This is a genomic window from Pseudolysinimonas sp. (assembly GCF_051954455.1).
Lineage (GTDB): Bacteria > Actinomycetota > Actinomycetes > Actinomycetales > Microbacteriaceae > Pseudolysinimonas.
Genome location: NZ_JBQCHS010000004.1, coordinates 1 through 16,266, shown reverse-complemented (window position 1 = coordinate 16,266; position 16,266 = coordinate 1). Strand labels below are relative to the sequence as shown.

General features: G+C 71.6%; 17 protein-coding genes. 11 read left to right on the top strand and 6 right to left on the bottom strand.

The features are described 5' to 3' along the window. Genes ACTHM3_RS01735 through ACTHM3_RS01725 form a run of 3 tightly spaced genes read right to left on the bottom strand, consistent with a single transcriptional unit; the run spans position 1 to position 2,272 of the window. Positions 1 to 420, bottom strand: coding sequence for a MarR family winged helix-turn-helix transcriptional regulator (locus ACTHM3_RS01735; protein ID WP_440404362.1), 420 nt, complete (start codon positions 418 to 420; stop codon positions 1 to 3). Further along, complete coding sequence (locus ACTHM3_RS01730) at positions 413 to 1,897, bottom strand: MFS transporter (RefSeq protein ID WP_440404361.1); 1,485 nt, start codon at positions 1,895 to 1,897, stop codon at positions 413 to 415. The genes ACTHM3_RS01735 and ACTHM3_RS01730 overlap by 8 nt, the downstream gene beginning before the upstream one ends. Before the next feature lie 51 nt (positions 1,898 to 1,948). After that, positions 1,949 to 2,272 (bottom strand): OsmC family protein, encoded by a 324-nt coding sequence (locus tag ACTHM3_RS01725; protein ID WP_440404360.1) that lies wholly within the window; start codon positions 2,270 to 2,272, stop codon positions 1,949 to 1,951. 33 nt (positions 2,273 to 2,305) lie between these two features. On the opposite strand from ACTHM3_RS01725, the gene lepA reads away from it, so the two are divergent. Together lepA and ACTHM3_RS01715 are read left to right on the top strand one after the other, a co-directional pair. Then, positions 2,306 to 4,177 carry a translation elongation factor 4 gene (lepA, locus tag ACTHM3_RS01720; RefSeq protein ID WP_440404359.1) on the top strand — a complete coding sequence of 624 codons (1,872 nt, stop codon included), beginning with the start codon at positions 2,306 to 2,308 and terminating at the stop codon, positions 4,175 to 4,177. Positions 4,178 to 4,229: 52 nt separating this feature from the next. Further along, positions 4,230 to 4,523, top strand: coding sequence for a TM2 domain-containing protein (locus ACTHM3_RS01715; RefSeq protein ID WP_440404358.1), 294 nt, complete (start codon positions 4,230 to 4,232; stop codon positions 4,521 to 4,523). On the opposite strand, the gene ACTHM3_RS01710 is transcribed toward ACTHM3_RS01715, so the two are convergent. Together ACTHM3_RS01710 and ACTHM3_RS01705 are read right to left on the bottom strand one after the other, a co-directional pair. Next, entirely contained in the window at positions 4,459 to 5,925 is a 1,467-nt protein-coding gene (locus tag ACTHM3_RS01710; RefSeq protein WP_440404357.1) for an MFS transporter, read from the bottom strand. The two genes, ACTHM3_RS01715 and ACTHM3_RS01710, sit on opposite strands and share 65 nt — an antisense overlap. After that, positions 5,922 to 6,503, bottom strand: a complete 582-nt coding sequence (locus ACTHM3_RS01705; RefSeq protein ID WP_440404356.1) for an isochorismatase family protein — start codon at positions 6,501 to 6,503, stop codon at positions 5,922 to 5,924. The genes ACTHM3_RS01710 and ACTHM3_RS01705 overlap by 4 nt, the downstream gene beginning before the upstream one ends. Before the next feature lie 57 nt (positions 6,504 to 6,560). Between ACTHM3_RS01705 and ACTHM3_RS01700 the strand changes: the two genes are divergently transcribed. The 5 genes from ACTHM3_RS01700 to hemW all read left to right on the top strand — a co-directional run bounded on the left by ACTHM3_RS01700 (position 6,561) and on the right by hemW (position 11,176). Beyond that, on the top strand, positions 6,561 to 7,016 hold the full coding sequence (locus tag ACTHM3_RS01700) for a MarR family winged helix-turn-helix transcriptional regulator (RefSeq protein WP_440404355.1): 456 nt from the start codon (positions 6,561 to 6,563) through the stop codon (positions 7,014 to 7,016). Positions 7,017 to 7,026: 10 nt separating this feature from the next. Further along, on the top strand, positions 7,027 to 7,419 hold the full coding sequence (locus ACTHM3_RS01695; RefSeq protein ID WP_440404354.1) for an MmcQ/YjbR family DNA-binding protein: 393 nt from the start codon (positions 7,027 to 7,029) through the stop codon (positions 7,417 to 7,419). Next, positions 7,419 to 8,087, top strand: a complete 669-nt coding sequence (locus ACTHM3_RS01690; RefSeq protein WP_440404353.1) for a DUF1990 family protein — start codon at positions 7,419 to 7,421, stop codon at positions 8,085 to 8,087. Before ACTHM3_RS01695 ends, ACTHM3_RS01690 begins: the two co-directional genes overlap by 1 nt. Positions 8,088 to 8,097: 10 nt before the next feature. Next, entirely contained in the window at positions 8,098 to 9,861 is a 1,764-nt protein-coding gene (locus ACTHM3_RS01685; protein ID WP_440404352.1) for an acyl-CoA dehydrogenase, read from the top strand. A 97-nt stretch (positions 9,862 to 9,958) separates the two neighbouring features. Next, on the top strand, positions 9,959 to 11,176 hold the full coding sequence (hemW, locus tag ACTHM3_RS01680) for a radical SAM family heme chaperone HemW (RefSeq protein WP_440404351.1): 1,218 nt from the start codon (positions 9,959 to 9,961) through the stop codon (positions 11,174 to 11,176). Positions 11,177 to 11,245: 69 nt separating this feature from the next. On the opposite strand, the gene ACTHM3_RS01675 is transcribed toward hemW, so the two are convergent. Continuing rightward, entirely contained in the window at positions 11,246 to 11,710 is a 465-nt protein-coding gene (locus ACTHM3_RS01675; RefSeq protein ID WP_440404350.1) for a DUF4870 domain-containing protein, read from the bottom strand. A gap of 187 nt (positions 11,711 to 11,897) precedes the next feature. Between ACTHM3_RS01675 and hrcA the strand changes: the two genes are divergently transcribed. The 4 genes from hrcA to ACTHM3_RS01655 all read left to right on the top strand — a co-directional run bounded on the left by hrcA (position 11,898) and on the right by ACTHM3_RS01655 (position 16,147). Beyond that, a complete protein-coding gene (hrcA, locus tag ACTHM3_RS01670; protein WP_440404349.1) occupies positions 11,898 to 12,920 on the top strand; it encodes a heat-inducible transcriptional repressor HrcA in 1,023 nt (340 codons plus the stop codon). Between the two features lie 8 nt (positions 12,921 to 12,928). Continuing rightward, a complete protein-coding gene (gene dnaJ, locus ACTHM3_RS01665; protein ID WP_440404417.1) occupies positions 12,929 to 14,041 on the top strand; it encodes a molecular chaperone DnaJ in 1,113 nt (370 codons plus the stop codon). A 146-nt stretch (positions 14,042 to 14,187) separates the two neighbouring features. Beyond that, positions 14,188 to 14,889 carry a 16S rRNA (uracil(1498)-N(3))-methyltransferase gene (locus ACTHM3_RS01660; protein WP_440404348.1) on the top strand — a complete coding sequence of 234 codons (702 nt, stop codon included), beginning with the start codon at positions 14,188 to 14,190 and terminating at the stop codon, positions 14,887 to 14,889. Positions 14,890 to 15,169: 280 nt separating this feature from the next. Beyond that, a complete protein-coding gene (locus ACTHM3_RS01655) occupies positions 15,170 to 16,147 on the top strand; it encodes an ABC transporter substrate-binding protein (RefSeq protein WP_440404347.1) in 978 nt (325 codons plus the stop codon). Positions 16,148 to 16,266: the final 119 nt, after the last annotated feature.

Genomic DNA, 16,266 nt, shown 5'->3' with positions numbered 1-16,266 from the left:
CTACCGGCGCGTCAGGCCGCCGAGGATCCGGCCGAGCGTCGCGCGGTCCTCGGCGTTCAGCGCGTCGAGCGCCTCGGGCCGCGGGATCTCGATGCGGTGGACGCGCTCGACGAGGTCGCGGCCGGCCGGGGTGATCGACGCGATCCGCACCCGTCGGCTGTCAGGCGTCGGCCGTCGCTCGGCCAGGCCCCGCTCCTCGAGGTCGTTCATGATCCCGGTCGCGGCCGACGAGTCGACGACGACCTCCCGGGCGAGTTCGCTCATCGTGCGGTCGCCCTCGGCGAGCACGCGGAGCGCCCGCACCCTGCTGTAGGGCATGCCGGCCTCAGCCGACACGAGCCGCGTCCACTCCCGTCGCCCGTCGCGGACCAGGTCGTTCAGCAGCGACCACACCTCGGCCGCCGTCGGCGCCTCAGCCACGGGACACCGCCTCGGCCTCGGAGTGCCGCGCCTCGGCAGTCTGGACCGACCCGGTGTCGCGCAGAAGGTCCTGGATCGCTTCGCGGCTCCGGCGCCCGATCGGCCCGGTGGCCAGGACAGAGGTCACGAGCACGGCGACGCTCACGCCGAGCATCGTCCACCACATGGCGTGGGTCGCCGAGGTGAAGCCGGCGCCGATACCGCCCGCCGCGATCCCGGTGACGGTGCCGGCGAGCGCGACGCCGAGCGACACCCCGACCTGCCGACTGGTGGAGGCGATCGCCGCGGCCGACCCGGCGCGCGAGAGCGGCATCCCCGAGACCGCGGCGGTCGTCACCGCGGCGTTCACGAAGCCCTGGCCGACGCCGAAGAGCCCGAAGAGCGTGAGCAGCAGCAGCTGGGGGGTGTCGTCGGCGAGGAGCGTGAGGCCGAGGAACGAGACGATCCAGAACGCGCAGGCGAGCACGAGCGACGGCCGGGTGCCGAACCGCGCGACGAGCCGCCCGGAGAGCGGACCGCAGACCAACTGCGTGATCGCCATCGGCAGCAGGTGGAGCCCCGCCACGAGGGGGGTGAAGCCGCGCACGTCCTGCAGGTAGAGGGTCATGAGGAACAGGAACGCGCCGTTGCCGGCGAACGCCGCGATCGCGGTGACGACCGCGTTCGAGAACGGCAGGCTCCGGAACAGCCGCGGGTCGAGCACGGCGTCCTCGCGGCGCAGCTCGTACGCGATCAGCACCACGAGCGCCGCGACGGCGACGCCGAACAGCGCGAGCGTGAGCGGGTCGCCCCACCCGCGGCGCGGTCCCTCGATGAGGCCGGCGACGGTGCACGCGACGAGGGTGCCGACCGTGAGCTGGCCGATCGGATCGAAGCGGCGCCTGCGGCGCGCGCGGATCTCGGGGACGAAGACGGCGGTGAGCACGAGCGCCGCGATGACCACGGGGACGTTGACCCAGAAGATGACGCGCCAGTCGGCGACCTGGAGGAGCGCGCCGCCGAGGATCGGGCCGAGCGCGAGGGAGACGCCGACGACCGCCGACCAGACGCCGATCGCGCGCGCCCGACGGGCCGGGTCGTCGAACACCGCCGTGATGATCGACATGGCGACCGGGTTGAGCATCGATCCGCCGACCGCCTGCAGCGCGCGGAAGGCGATGAGCCATCCGATGCCCGGCGCGAAACCGCAGAGGAGTGACCCGAGTCCGAAGACGGCGAGGCCGATCTGGAAGGTCCGACGACGACCGATCCGGTCGGCCGTCGTGCCGGAGAGCAGGAGGAGCGCCGCCAGCACGAGCGTGTAGGCGTCGAGGGTCCATTGCAGGTTGGACACATCGGCGTGCAGGTCACGCCGGATCGAGGGCAGCGCGACGTTGACGATCGTCGCGTCGAGGCTGACGAGGAGCAGGCTCATGCAGCAGATCACGAGCACGAGGACCGGGTGCTTCTGGCGGGGGAGCGGGGCGATTACTGTCATTCTAAGACTATTGTACGTCTATAAATGTTGAGCGACGCACCCCGCGATCGATCAGCCGGCGACGACCTCCACGTCGACCAGCTCCACCGGGATCGCCGTGCGCACGGTGGCCTGGATCTCCGCCACCCGGTCGGTGTGGACGAGGAGCTCGCGCACCGCCTCCTCCGGGGCGCTCGAGCGCACCCGTGCGCGGTAGCGGACCGCCGCGGCCGGCGCGCCGATCGCGGGGAAGTCGGCCTCCGCCTCCACCTCGACGGCGTCGACGACGATGCCGCGCGCCGCCGCCTCGCGGTACACGTCGTTGCCGTAGCAGGTCACGAGGGCGAGGAGCAGGAGCTCACCGCCGCTCGCGCTCGACCCCGCGGCCCGGATCATTCCGCGGCCGCGCGAATGCGACAATGGTCCGTCATGTCTCCGCGCGCCCTGAAGCCCCTCGAGCCGGCTGCCACCGACCCCGCGCGCATCCGGAACTTCTGCATCATCGCCCACATCGACCACGGCAAGTCGACGCTCGCCGACCGGATGCTGCAGATCACGGGCGTCGTCGCCGAGCGCGACATGCGCGCGCAGTACCTCGACCGGATGGACATCGAGCGCGAGCGCGGCATCACGATCAAGTCGCAGGCCGTCCGCATGCCGTGGGCGTCGTCGGTGGTTGAGCCTGTCGAGACCACCTACGCCCACACCATGATCGACACCCCCGGTCACGTCGACTTCACCTACGAGGTCTCCCGCTCCCTCGCCGCGTGCGAGGGCGCGATCCTCCTCGTCGACGCGGCGCAGGGCATCGAGGCGCAGACCCTCGCCAACCTCTACCTCGCGCTCGAGAACGACCTCGAGATCATCCCGGTCCTCAACAAGATCGATCTTCCGGCAGCCGACCCCGACAAGTACGCCCGCGAGCTGGCGCAGCTGATCGGCGGCGACCCGGACGACGTGCTCCGGGTCAGCGGCAAGACCGGCATGGGCGTCGAGCAGCTGCTCGACCGCGTCGTGGAGAAGATCCCCGCGCCCACCGGTGTGAAGGACGCGCCCGCCCGCGCGATGATCTTCGACTCCGTGTACGACGCGTACCGCGGCGTCGTCACCTACGTCCGCATGGTCGACGGGCAGCTGAACCCGCGCGAGCGGATCCAGATGATGTCGACGCGCGCGACCCACGACATCCTCGAGATCGGCGTCTCGTCGCCCGAGCCCACGCCGTCCAAGGGCCTCGCGGTGGGCGAGGTCGGCTACCTCATCACCGGCGTCAAGGACGTGCGCCAGTCGAAGGTCGGCGACACGGTGACCAGCGCCGCGAAGCCCGCGACGGACGCGCTCCCGGGCTACACCGACCCGCTGCCGATGGTGTTCTCGGGCATCTACCCGATCGACGGCTCCGACTACCCGATCCTCCGCGAGGCGCTCGACAAACTGAAGCTCTCGGATGCGGCCCTGCAGTACGAGCCCGAGACCTCGGTCGCGCTCGGGTTCGGCTTCCGCTGCGGCTTCCTCGGCCTCCTGCACCTCGAGATCATCACCGAGCGGCTGCGCCGCGAGTTCGACCTCGACCTCATCACCACGGCGCCGAGCGTGCCGTACCAGGTGACGACGGAGGACCGGAAGACCGTCACCGTCACGAACCCCTCCGAGTACCCGACGGGCGCGAAGATCGCCGAGGTGCTCGAGCCGGTCGTCAACGCGTCGATCCTCGCGCCGAAGGACTACGTCGGGGCGATCATGGACCTCTGCCAGAGCCGTCGCGGCACGATGAAGTCGATGGACTACCTCGGCGAGGACCGCGTGGAGCTGAAGTACACGCTCCCGCTCGGCGAGATCGTCTTCGACTTCTTCGACCAGCTCAAGTCGCGCACCCAGGGCTACGCCTCGCTCGACTACGAGCCCGCGGGGGAGGCGCCCGGCGACCTCGTCAAGGTCGACATCCTCCTGCAGGGCGAGACGGTCGACGCGTTCAGCGCCATCGTCCACAAAGACAAGGCCTACGCGTACGGCACGATGATGGCGACCCGGCTGCGGGAGCTGATCCCGCGACAGCAGTTCGAGGTCCCGATCCAGGCCGCGATCGGCGCGCGCATCATCGCCCGCGAGAACATCCGCGCCATGCGCAAGGACGTGCTCGCCAAGTGCTACGGCGGCGACATCACCCGCAAGCGCAAGCTGCTCGAGAAGCAGAAGGAGGGCAAGAAGCGGATGAAGATGGTCGGCCGCGTCGAGGTCCCCCAGGAGGCGTTCATCGCCGCGCTCTCGGGCGACGTGGAGAGCGGCAAGAAGGACAAGTAGCCGGCGCCGGACCCGGTTGACCCGTGTCGACCGACTCCGACAGCATGGCCGGGTGACCAACGCCTACCCGCCTGCCGCCCCGCCGCCCCCGCCGCAGCCCGGCTACCCCGCCGCCGCCGGGGCGATCTCCCCGAAGAGCCGCCTCGTCGCGACGCTGCTGAGCTTCTTCCTGGGCGGTCTCGGGATCGACCGCTTCTATCTCGGCAACATCGGCATGGGCGTCGCGAAGCTCCTCGTCGGCTGGCTCACGCTCGGCATCTGGCCGCTCGTCGACTTCATCTTCATCGTGGCCGGGCAGGCGCACGACGGGCAGGGGCTGCCCGTCGCCGACTGGCAGACGAACTAGCCGCGCGCTCGCGGACCACCGTCGGGATCCGCCGGTCGGCTGCCGTCATCAGCAGGGCGAGAGCGCCGATCCCCACGAGGATCCAGGCGACGACGTGGAACCCGGCATCCGAGACACGGCTCCCGAACGACAGGCCGATCACACTCGCGGAAAAGATCGCGCCGAGGTACGACGCCGTCCGGTAGAGGCCCGAGGCCACGGCGAACGTCTCCGACGGCGACTGCACGTAGAGCGTCGTCTGGTTGGCGAAGTTGCTGAGCCCGTTCGTGGCCCCGAACAGCATCGTCATGCCGACGAGCACGAGCACGCTCGCGGTGTGGTCGGTGACCAGCGCGACGACGCCCGTGCCCATCAGCGCGACGGCGCCGAGCAGCAGCGGCCCCCGCACCCAGCCGCGGGTCGAGACCAGCCGCGCCAGCACGATCCCGACGCCGGAGAGGGGCAGCAGGAGCAGTCCGACCTGGACGGCCGAGTACCCGGCCGCCTCCTCCATCCACTGGCTGATGCCGTAGAGACCGGTGTACACGCCGAGGCCGACGACGATCTGCCGGAGGTAGGTGCGCTGCAGCGGTCCGTTGGCCGCGAGCATGCGCACGTCGATGAGCGGCTGCGCCGCGCGCCGCTCCCAGAGGATGAGCCCGGCGGTGAGCGCGATGATCACCGGCACGAGCCACCAGACCGGTGCCGTCAGGTCGGAGAGGAAGACGAGCAGGCTCACGGTCGCACCGGCGAAGAGGAGGATCCCGGGGATGTCGACCGCCGCGAGCAGCGCGCGCCCGCGCGGCCGGTCGTCGCGGCGCTCGTCGTGCGCGATCCCGAGGAACGCGAAGAGGAACACCACGATCGCGACCGGCACGTTCACGAGGAACAGCGCCCGCCAGCCGAAGGCGCCGGTCAGGAGACCGCCGAGCGGGAGCCCGAGCACGACCGTGATCTGCGCCGCGATCGAGAAGCTGCCGATGATGCGGCTGGGGACGCCCACGCCGAGCGTCTCCGCCCGACGGCGCACGAGCGCCATCCCCGTCGGGTAGGCGGCCGAGGTGCCGATCCCGATGAGCGCGCGCGAGACGAGCAGCACCCAGAAGGCGGGCGCGATCGAGCCGACGACGCCGCCCGCGAACAGGATCGCGATGCCCGTCAAGAACACGGTCCGCGGCCCGAACAACTGCGCGAGTTTGCCCATGGTGGGTTGCGCGACCGCGCTGCAGAGGTAGAGCACGGAGACGAGCGCCGCCGACTGCCCGGGTCCGACGTGGAAGTCCGCCGCGATCCCGGCCAGGCCGGTCGCGAGCATCGAGCTGTTGATCGGGTTCAGCGTCGAGCCGAGGAGCAGCGGAACGGTGAATCGGGCGGGGAACGGCCGGCTCGTCGCGCCCGCGGCGCTCGCCGGGGCGGTGCTCACGCCCGGTCGGCCAGCAGGTCCAGGACCTCGTCGGTGGTGCCCGTCTCGCCGATCGCGGGGAACACCCGCGCGACGCTTCCGTCGTGCGCCTCGGCACTGGCGTCGGTCATCGCGTCGGTGACGAGGGTCACGTGGTACCCGAGCTCGTGCGCCTGCCGCGCCGTCGACTCGACGCCGGCGCTGGTGGCGATGCCGGTCAGGACGACCTGGGTGACGCCGCGCGCGCGAAGGGCGGCGTCCAGCTCCGTGCCGGTGAACGCGCCCCAGGTGCGCTTCGTGACCAGGATGTCGTCGGGCGCCGAGCCGAGCTCCGGCAGCAGCTCCAGCGCCTCCGCGCTGAGGACCGGCCTCGGGGCGCCCGAGGCGGCTTGGGCACGGGCGCGCTCGGTGCGCCCGGGTGCCCGACCGGCCACGTTGACGAGAGCGACCGGGAGTCCGCGCTCGCGGAAGGCGTCGGCCAGGCGGGCGCTGTTCGCGATCACCTCGACGATCGGATGTGCGCCGGGCAGCGCCAGGATCCCGCGCTGCAGGTCGACGACGATGAGGGCGCTCGTGGGGTCGAGCTGGGACAGCGACATGGATGCTCCTTAAGCATTAGGTATACGAAAGAAAACCATTCGTGATACTAATGAAACGTGCCGTCCGACGCAAACGACCCCGACGAGCTGAGCCAGCGGCTGCGCACGGCCGTCGGCCGGCTCTATCGCCGATTCCGTGCGCTGCGCGCCCACGACGAGTTGGGCGACGCGGCGCTGGCGGTCCTCAGCCGGGTGCGCAAGGAGGGGCCCCAGACCCTCACCGCGCTCAGCGGCGAGGCCCGCGTCACCCCGTCGTCCATGAGTCAGACGGTCAATCGTCTGACCGCGGGGGGCTATCTCGTGCGCGCGGCCGATCCGGACGACGGTCGACGCGTCCTGTTCCACCTCACGGAGTCGGGGCGGCGGGTCGAAGGCGAGAGCGTCGCGCGCAGTCGGGCCTGGTTCCGCGCGGAGCTGGTGGCGGCCACCGATCACGAACGGGCCGTGCTCGCCGAGGCGGCCGAGATCCTGCGCCGCATCGCCGACTCCCCGGCGCCCGAGGACCGCGCGTAGCCTCACGGCCATGGCGACCTGGGAGGACGTCCACGAGCTCGCGATGGCGCTGCCCGGCGCGCAGGAGACGACGAAGTGGGGCAACCGCACCTGGGCGGTCCAGCGCGGGTTCGTCTGGGCGCGGCCGCTCCGCCCGCGCGACGTCGAGGAGGTGGGCGAGGAGACGGGGCCCATCCTCGCGGTCCGGGTGGCGCACGAGCACGAGAAGAAGGCGCTCCTCGCCGAGGACGTGGACGTCTTCTTCACCATCCCGCACTTCGACGGGCACCCGACCGTGCTCGTCCGCCTCGACCGCATCTCGCGGCCGCGCCTGGCGGAGCTCGTCGTGGACGCGTGGGCGGAGGTCGCCCCGCACGCGGTGGTCGCGGCGTACCTCGCAGAGCATCCCTCTACCCTGGAGTGATGGCCGCGACCCCGCTCTGGCAGGTCCCCGTGACCTACGGCGCGATCGGCGCCACCCGCGCGGAGGACCTGCTGACCTACCCGCCCAGGGGATACCGCCCGCTCGAGCGCCGGGTCCGGATCGGGCACGGCGACGCGCGGTGGGAGTTCGCCTGGACCGAGACGCTCAGCTGGGGCATCCAGCGCCGCGTGGGGCTGAGGGTCGAACTGCTGCCGGCTCCGGCCGCGGCGACCGCCGCGACGTACACCCCCGTCGCGTTCGACGCCGCGGGGGAGCCGGTGCAGCCGGCCGTCGTGGGGGAGCCGGGAGAGACCGTGTACGCCCCGGGCGGCGCGCCGCTGCTGCGGCCCGGCGACACCGCGCGCCTGCGGATGCCGTTCTGGCCGCGCGCGATCCCGGCGCGCGTCGTGTACGTGGTCGACGAGCCGGGACGACGCGGATTCGCCTATGGGACCCTGCCGGGGCATCCCGAGCGCGGCGAGGAGGCGTTCATCGTCGAGCGCCTCGCCGACGACTCGGTGTGGCTCGTCATCCGCGCCTTCTCGCGCCCCGCCGGACTGCTCGTCTGGCTCGGCGCCCCCGTCGCGCGCCTGCTGCAGGCGATCTACACGGCCCGCTACGAGCGCGCCCTGGCCGGCCCCCTCCCCGGAGCCGATCCCGCCGACTAGATTGCGGAACATGAGCGACTACCGGCCCCCCGTCGACGACCTCCGCTTCGTGTTCGAGCACATCGTGCGCTACGACGAGATCGCGACGCTGCCCGGTTTCGAGCACGCCGACCTCGAGACGGTCGATGACCTGCTGGCGGCCGCAGGGGAGTTCATGGCGGAGGCCGTCGCCCCGGTCGACCGCGCGGGGGACGTCGAGGGGGCGGTCTGGCATCCCGACCACACCGTCACCGTGCCGAGCGCCTACAAGCCCGTCTACGACGAGTTCGTCAAGGCCGGCTGGCCCTCGATCCCGTTCCCCGAGGAGTTCGGCGGGGGCGGCTTCCCCTGGACCGTCGGCCTCGCCGTGCAGGAGATGCTGACCTCGGCGAGCATGGGCTTCTCTCTCGCACCCCTGCTGACCCAGGGCGCGATCGACGCGCTGCTGCACTACGGCAGCGACGAGCAGAAGGCGGCCTACCTGCCGCGCATGGTGTCGGGCGAGTGGACCGGCACGATGAACCTCACCGAGCCGCAGGCCGGCTCCGACGTCGGGGCGCTCACCACCCGCGCCGTTCCGAATGAGGACGGCACCTACGCGATCACCGGCCAGAAGATCTACATCAGCTTCGGGGAGCACGACCTCGCCGGGCAGATCGTCCACCTCGTGCTCGCCCGCACGCCTGACGCCCCGGCCGGGACGGCGGGGATCTCGTGCTTCATCGTCCCGAAGTTCCTGCTCGACGAGAACGGCGAGCCGGCGGAGCGGAACGCGGTGCGCGCGCTCTCGATCGAGCACAAGATGGGCATCCACGGGTCGCCCACCTGCGTCATGGAGTACGCGGGCGCGACCGGCTACCTGATCGGCGAGCTCCACAAGGGGATGCGGATCATGTTCGTCATGATGAACAACGCCCGGCTCTCGGTCGGGATGGAGGGGCTCGCGATCGGCGAGCGCGCCTACCAGAAGGCGCTCGCCTACGCGACCGAGCGCGTGCAGGGCAAGGCGGTCGGCGGCGCCGCCGACACGACGATCATCGACCACCCTGACGTCCGGCGGATGCTGATGACGCAGCGGGCCCACCTCGCGGCGCTCCGCTGCCTCATGTACCTCAACGCGGGGCAGATCGACCGCTCGACGCACCACCCCGACGCGGCGGCGCGGGCGCGGTCCTCGGAGATCGTCGGCCTCCTCACCCCGGTCTGCAAGGCGTACGGGACGGACCTCGGGGTCGAACTCAGCTCGATCGCGCTGCAGGTGTTCGGCGGGCTGGGCTTCGTCGAGGAGACGGGGGTCGCGCAGCACTACCGCGACATCCGCATCGCGCCCATCTACGAGGGCACCAACGGCATCCAGGCGGCGGACCTCGTGGGGCGCAAGCTCCCGGTGCGCGGCGGCGCGTCCGTGCGGGAGTTCCTCGACCAGATCGGCGCGCTCGACGACGAGCTGGGCGCGGCCGGCGACGACTTCTCGACGATCCGGCAGGGGCTCGCGACGCAGCTGTCGGCCCTGCGCGAGGCGACCGAGTGGATGCTGACCACCGGCGCGACCGACCCCGACGCGGTGCTCGCCGGGTCGAGCCCGTACCTGCGGATGTGGGGCCTGGTGCTCGAGGCGTGGCTGCTCGCGCAGTCGGCGCTGGCCGCGCGCGGCGGGGAGCTCGCGGAGACGAAGCTCGTGCTCGCGCGCTTCCACGCCGAGCAGCTGCTGCCGGCGGTCGCCGGTCTGCTCCCGGCGGCCACCGGCGGTGCCGGCGACCTCTTCGCGCTCGACGCGGCGCAGCTCGCCTCCTGACACGGGCCGAGCCCCCTTCCCCCCCCGATTCGACGAAGAAGCCTTGTCGGGCCGCAACCCGACAGGGCTTCTTCGCAGAGTCGGCGAGAATTGCGGGATGCCGTCCGCCCTGCCGATCGCCGACCCCGCGCCCGCGGACGGCGCGCTCCCGGCGTCGGCGCTCGCCGGATCCGACTCCCGGGATCTCGGCGTCTACGTGCACGTGCCCTTCTGCCGGGTGCGCTGCGGCTACTGCGACTTCAACACCTACACGGCCGACGAGATCCGCGGCGTCAAGCAGTCCGACTACCCGGGGCAGGCGCTCTCCGAGCTCGGCCTCGCGGTCGGGGTGCTCGGGACGGCGGCCCGCCCGGCCCGGACCGTGTTCTTCGGCGGGGGCACGCCGACCCTGCTGCCCGCCGCGCAGCTCGCGGCGGTCCTCGGCGGCATCCGGGATCGGTTCGGCCTCGCACCGGACGCCGAGGTCACGACGGAGGCGAACCCGGACTCCGTCGACCTCGCCGCCCTCGAGGAGCTCGCCGCCGCCGGCTTCACGCGGGTCAGCTTCGGGATGCAGTCGGCCGTGCCGCATGTGCTCGCGACGCTCGATCGCACCCACGACCCGGAGCGCATCCCGCTCGTCGTCGAGTGGGCTCGCGCCGCCGGCCTGCAGGTGAGCCTCGACCTCATCTACGGCACCCCGGGGGAGTCGCTGGACGACTGGGCCGCCTCCGTCGACCTGGCGCTCGCGCAGCGCCCCGACCACCTGAGCGCCTACGCCCTCATCGTCGAGCCCGGGACGCGCCTGCACCGCGACATCGCCCGCGGCCGCGTGCCCGAGCCCGACGACGACCTGCAGGCCGACATGTACGACCTCGCCGACGACCGGCTGACCGCCGCGGGGATGACCTGGTACGAGGTCAGCAACTGGGCGACGGACGCCGCCCACCGCTCCCGCCACAACCTCGCGTACTGGACGGGCCAGGACTGGTGGGGTGTCGGGCCGGGCGCGCACAGCCACGTCGGCGGGGTGCGCTGGTGGAACGTCAAGCACCCGGCCGCCTACGCGGAGCGGCTCGCCGCCGGTGTCTCGCCCGCGGCGGGACGCGAGACGCTCGACGACGACGCGGTGCGGCTCGAGCGGATCCTCCTCGGCACGCGGATCGCCGACGGGCTGCCCATCGAGGCGCTCGAGCAGAACGGCCGCTCGGCGGTGGCCGCGCTCATCGCCGAGGGGCTCGTCGACGGGGCGGACGCCATCCGCGGGCGGATCGTGCTGACCCGGCGCGGACGGCTGCTCGCCGACGCGGTCGTGCGCCGCCTCACCGACGACTGATCCCACGCGCCTCGTCGAACGACGGAGCGCCGGACCCCGAGGGGATCCGGCGCTCCGCGACGTTGACGGTTACTTGATGAACTTCACCGTGTACGGGTAGGTGTAGGTCGCCACCTGGTTCCCGCTGAGCTTCACGCCGCCGATGATCGAGAAGATGATGTTGACGATCCAGGCGGCCCAGCCGACCAGGCCGAGCAGCAGGCCGAAGATGACGCCGATGATCGGGATGAACCCGAGGATCGCCGACAGGATCGCGGTGCCGACGACCAGGATCGTGATGCCGATCGTCCAGTTCAGGTTCTCCTTCGACTGGGCGTCGAGGCGCGGTCCGCGGCCGCGGAACCCGAGGTAGAACACCAGGGCCGGGATCAGCAGGATGATGTTGAGGAAGGTGGCGAGGACGGTGTACTGCTTGTCCTCCGCCTCGGTGAACGGCGCAGCCGGGGTCGGCTGCTGCGGCTGGGGCTGGGGAGCCGACGGATCGGTCATGAGGGTGTCGCCTTTCGTCTGCGGATGCGGGAGGGCGTCCGACACGTTTCAGAGGTGCACGGGCTGGCGCTCGTTGCATCCCGGAACGGGTCCCGGGGCGAGCTCGCCCCACAAGATAGCGGCTGCGAGAACGGCGGGGCAACGGTCTCGTGAACGCGCGTCGGCTACAATTGGCAGTCGGAATCCCCGAGTGCTAAACAGCATTTTTCCCGGCAGCGGAGGGCGGTGCGCCATGGTCTCGGAACGCGGTCTCGCGGTGCTCCGCGTCATCGTGCAGGACTACGTCGCTTCCCGGGAGCCGGTGGGCTCGAAGAGCATCGTGGAGCGGCACGCCTTCGGCGTGTCATCGGCGACGATCCGCAACGACATGGCCCAGCTCGAGGAGGAGGAGCTGATCGCCGCTCCGCACACCTCCTCCGGCCGGGTGCCGACCGACAAGGGCTACCGGGTGTTCGTCGACCAGCTGGCCGACCTCCGCCCGCTGACCCCCGCCCAGCGCACCGCGATCGAGACCTTCCTCGGCGACGCCGTCGACCTCGACGACGTCCTCGCGCGCACGGTCCGCACCCTCGCGCAGCTGACGAACCAGGTCGCGCTCGCCTCCTACCCCTCGTTCGGCAGCGCCCGCGTGCGACACATCGAGGTCGTCGGGCTCGCGCCCACCCGCCTCATGACGGTGCTCATCACGGACACCGGGCGTGTCGACCAGCACCTGATCGAGGTGCCGGGCCCCGTCGACGCCGACTTCGCGGCGGAGCTCCGCGAGCGGTTCAACGAGCAGCTGGGCGGTCTCGCGCTGGCCGACGCGGCCGCCCGGGTCCCGGGTCTCGTCGAGCTCTTCGCCCCCGAGCGGCGCGACGTCGTCGCAGCCGTGGCCGCGAGCGTCGGGGAGCAGGTGGCGGCCAACCGGCAGGACCGGCTGGTGATGGCCGGCACTCCCAATCTCGCGCGCATCGACGGCGACTTCGGCGGCAGCATCTTCCCGGTCCTCGAGGCGATCGAGGAGCAGGTGACGCTCCTGCGCCTCTTCTCCGAGATGGAGATCGACGACGACGGGGTGCAGACCCGCATCGGCCGCGAGATCGCGGACTACGGGCTCGCGGAGACGAGCGTGGTCGCGAGCGGCTACACGGCATCCGGGGGGAGCGTGGCACGTCTCGGCGTGCTCGGCCCCACCCGCATGGACTACTCGAACAACATGGCGGCCGTCCGCGCGGTGGCGCGGTACCTCACGCGGCTGCTCGGTGAGGACTGATGGCAACGGTGACGGACCACTACGAGACCCTCGGCGTCTCGCGCGACGCGAGCCCCGAGGAGATCAAGAAGGCGTACCGCCGGCTGGCGCGGGAGCTGCATCCCGACGTCAACCCGAGCGAGGAGGCCTCGGAGCGCTTCAAGAGCGTGACGCACGCGTACGACGTGCTGAGCGATCCGGAGCAGCGCGAGCGCTACGACCTCGGCGGGTCGGGCAGCCCGTTCGGCGGGGGCGGTCAGGCCGGGTTCGGCTTCGGCGACATCTTCGAGACGTTCTTCGGCGCCGCCCAGGGCCGCACCAACGGGCCGCGGTCGCGCCGCGAGCGCGGCCAGGACGCGCTGTTGCGCATCGAGGTGGAGCTCGCCGACGTCGTCTTCGGCACCTCGCGCGAGCTCGAGGTCGACACGGCCGTGCTCTGCACCACCTGCCAGGGATCCTGCTGCGCGCCGGGCACCCAGCCCGTCACGTGCGACATCTGCGGCGGCTCCGGGTCGATCCAGCGCACCGTGCGCTCGCTCCTCGGCAACGTCATGACCTCGTCGCCCTGCGGCACCTGCCGCGGGTACGGCACCGTCATCCCGAACCCCTGCCCGACCTGCGCCGGCCAGGGCCGGGTGCGGGCGAAGCGCTCGGTGCACGTGGACGTGCCGTCCGGCGTCGACACCGGGATGCGGCTCCACCTCCCCGGCGAGGGCGAGGCGGGCCCGGCGGGCGGGCCGAACGGCGACCTCTATCTCGAGGTCAAGGTCAAGCACCACGACACCTTCAGCCGCAACGGCGACGACCTGATGGCGACGCTCGAGGTGCAGATGACGGACGCCGTCCTCGGCACGAGCGTGTCGCTCCAGGCGCTCGACGGCGAGGTCGCGATCGAGATCAAGCCGGGTACGCAGAGCGCCGACATCGTCACGGTCAAGGATCGCGGCATCACCCGCCTCCGCGGCGGCGGGCGCGGCGACCTGAAGGTCGGCATCCAGGTGGTGACCCCGGTGCGGCTGAACAGCAAGGAGCAGGAGCTCATGAAGCAGTTCGCCGCGAGCCGCCGGCCGGTCAAGCCCGAGTTCGCGCACTTCCAGCAGGGACTCTTCGCGAAGCTCCGCGACCGCTTCCTCAACATCTAGCCCCGGCGTCCGGCCGCGTCGCGGCCCGCGGCACCGCGCCCCGCGACGCGACTCCGTTCGGCGCGTGCCACGAATCGCACGCGCGGCGCGATTCCCGGCCGCGGATGCCACGGGTGGGCGCGGCTACCACGTGCCAGGCTGGGCGCATGGCGTCGCTGTACCTGGATCCGGAGCTCGAACCCGCGGATGCGGAGATCGGCGCGCGTGTGACCCTCCGCGGCGACGAGGCGCGGCACGCGGTGGGCGTCGCCCGCGTGCGGACGGGGGAGCGGATCGCGATCGCCGACGGATCCGGCTTCGTCGTGCGCGGCCCGGTCGTGTCGACCGCGCCCGGCGAGCTGACGATCGAGGTCGAGGAGACCCGGCACGACCCGGCGCCGGAGCCGCGGCTCTGGCTCGCCCAGGCCCTCGCCAAGGGCGATCGCGACGAGCTCGCCGTGCAGGCGGCGACGGAGCTCGGCGTGAGCGGCATCGTCCCGTGGCAGGCCGAGCGGTCCGTCTCGCGGTGGGAGGGCGCCAAGGCCGCGAAGGGCCGGGACCGCTGGGCGGCGATCGTGCGCGAGGCCGCCAAGCAGTCCATCCGGTCGCGCGTGCCCGAGGTGCTCGCGCTCGGCGTGGCGTTCCCGGGCACGGTCCTCGTCCTCGAGCCCACAGCGGAGCGCGCGCTCACCGACGTCGAGCTGCCCGCGACCGGTGACGTGACGCTCGTGGTCGGCCCGGAGGGCGGCCTCAGCCCCCGCGAACTGGAGTTCGGGACGCCGGTGCGTCTCGGCGCGGAGGTGCTGCGGACCTCGACAGCGGGACCCGCCGCGCTGGCCGTGCTGAACGCGCGCCTCGGTCGCTGGTAGCAGCGGACGCTGGCCGCGCCGAGGCGCGGCGGTCGCATCGAGTTCCCGGACAGCGGCGGAATGTGATTCATCACAATCGGTGGCCTGTCCGCGGGCGGATGTGACGAAGGCGCGCCGCGACATCAGTCCTAGCGACGGAGCGATACCGCGGCAGTCTTGTTACTTAACCGTGATATTTGCGGTGGAATGTGACAAGTTGTGAGCGCTAACATCTTCGAAGCCGACACGGTCGGATGACAGCAGAGCTGCTGCGCAGTTCGTGGACAAGGGAGTCACACACATGAAGAAGGGCCTTCTGGCGGTCGCCGCCGTCGCCGCCATCGCCACCCTCGCCCTCGCGGGCTGCTCGTCGGGCGGATCGTCCGGGGGATCGGCCGGCGGCAAGACGATCAAGGTCGGGTTCGCGCAGGAGGGCGCCGAGAGCGGCTGGCGCACCGCCAACACCAAGTCGCTCCAGACGTCCCTCGCCGCGTCCAACGGATTCAAGCTGACCTTCTCGGACGCGCAGCAGAAGCAGGAGAACCAGATCGCCGCGATCCGCTCCTTCATCACGCAGGGCGCCCAGGCGATCGTCTTCGCGCCCGTCGTGGAGACCGGCTGGACCGACGTCCTGAAGCAGGCCAAGCAGGCGAAGATCCCGGTGATCCTCGAGGATCGCGACGTCGACAAGGCCGACCAGCAGTACATCACTTCCCGCGTCGGCGACGACTTCGAGAAGGAGGGCGAGACGGCCTGCCAGTGGATCGTCGACAACTTCAAGGGCAAGAACGCCAACATGGTCGTCCTCCAGGGCACCGCCGGCTCCAGCGCCGCCAACGACCGCACCACGGGATGCCAGAAGGTCATGAAGGGCTCGGACGTCAACGTGCTCGACCAGCAGGACGGCAACTTCACCCGCGCCCAGGGCAAGACGGTCATGGAGGGCTTCCTCCAGAAGTACGGCAGCAAGATCAACATCCTGTTCGCGCAGAACGACGACATGGGCCTCGGGGCGCTGGACGCGATCAAGGCCGCCGGCCTCACGCCGGGCAAGGACATCCAGATCGTGACGATCGACGGCACGCACGACGGCCTGACCGCGTTGTCGCAGGGTCAGTTCAACTACGTCGTGGAGTGCAACCCGCTTCTCGGCGACCAGGTCGCGCAGGTCGTCAAGGACGTGGTGGCCGGCAAGAGCGTCGACAAGCTCTACCTCGCCAAGGATGAGGCCTTCGACCAAGCAGCGGCCACGAAGGCCCTGCCGACGCGCAAGTACTGATCCGACCATCCGCGAACCGCGGGGCCCGGCCCAACAACCGCCGGGCCGCGGCCGGCGCCACCAGGGGCAACAAGTAAACAAACGGGGGGGCCCCCCGGGGCGCCACAAACACCCCCAAT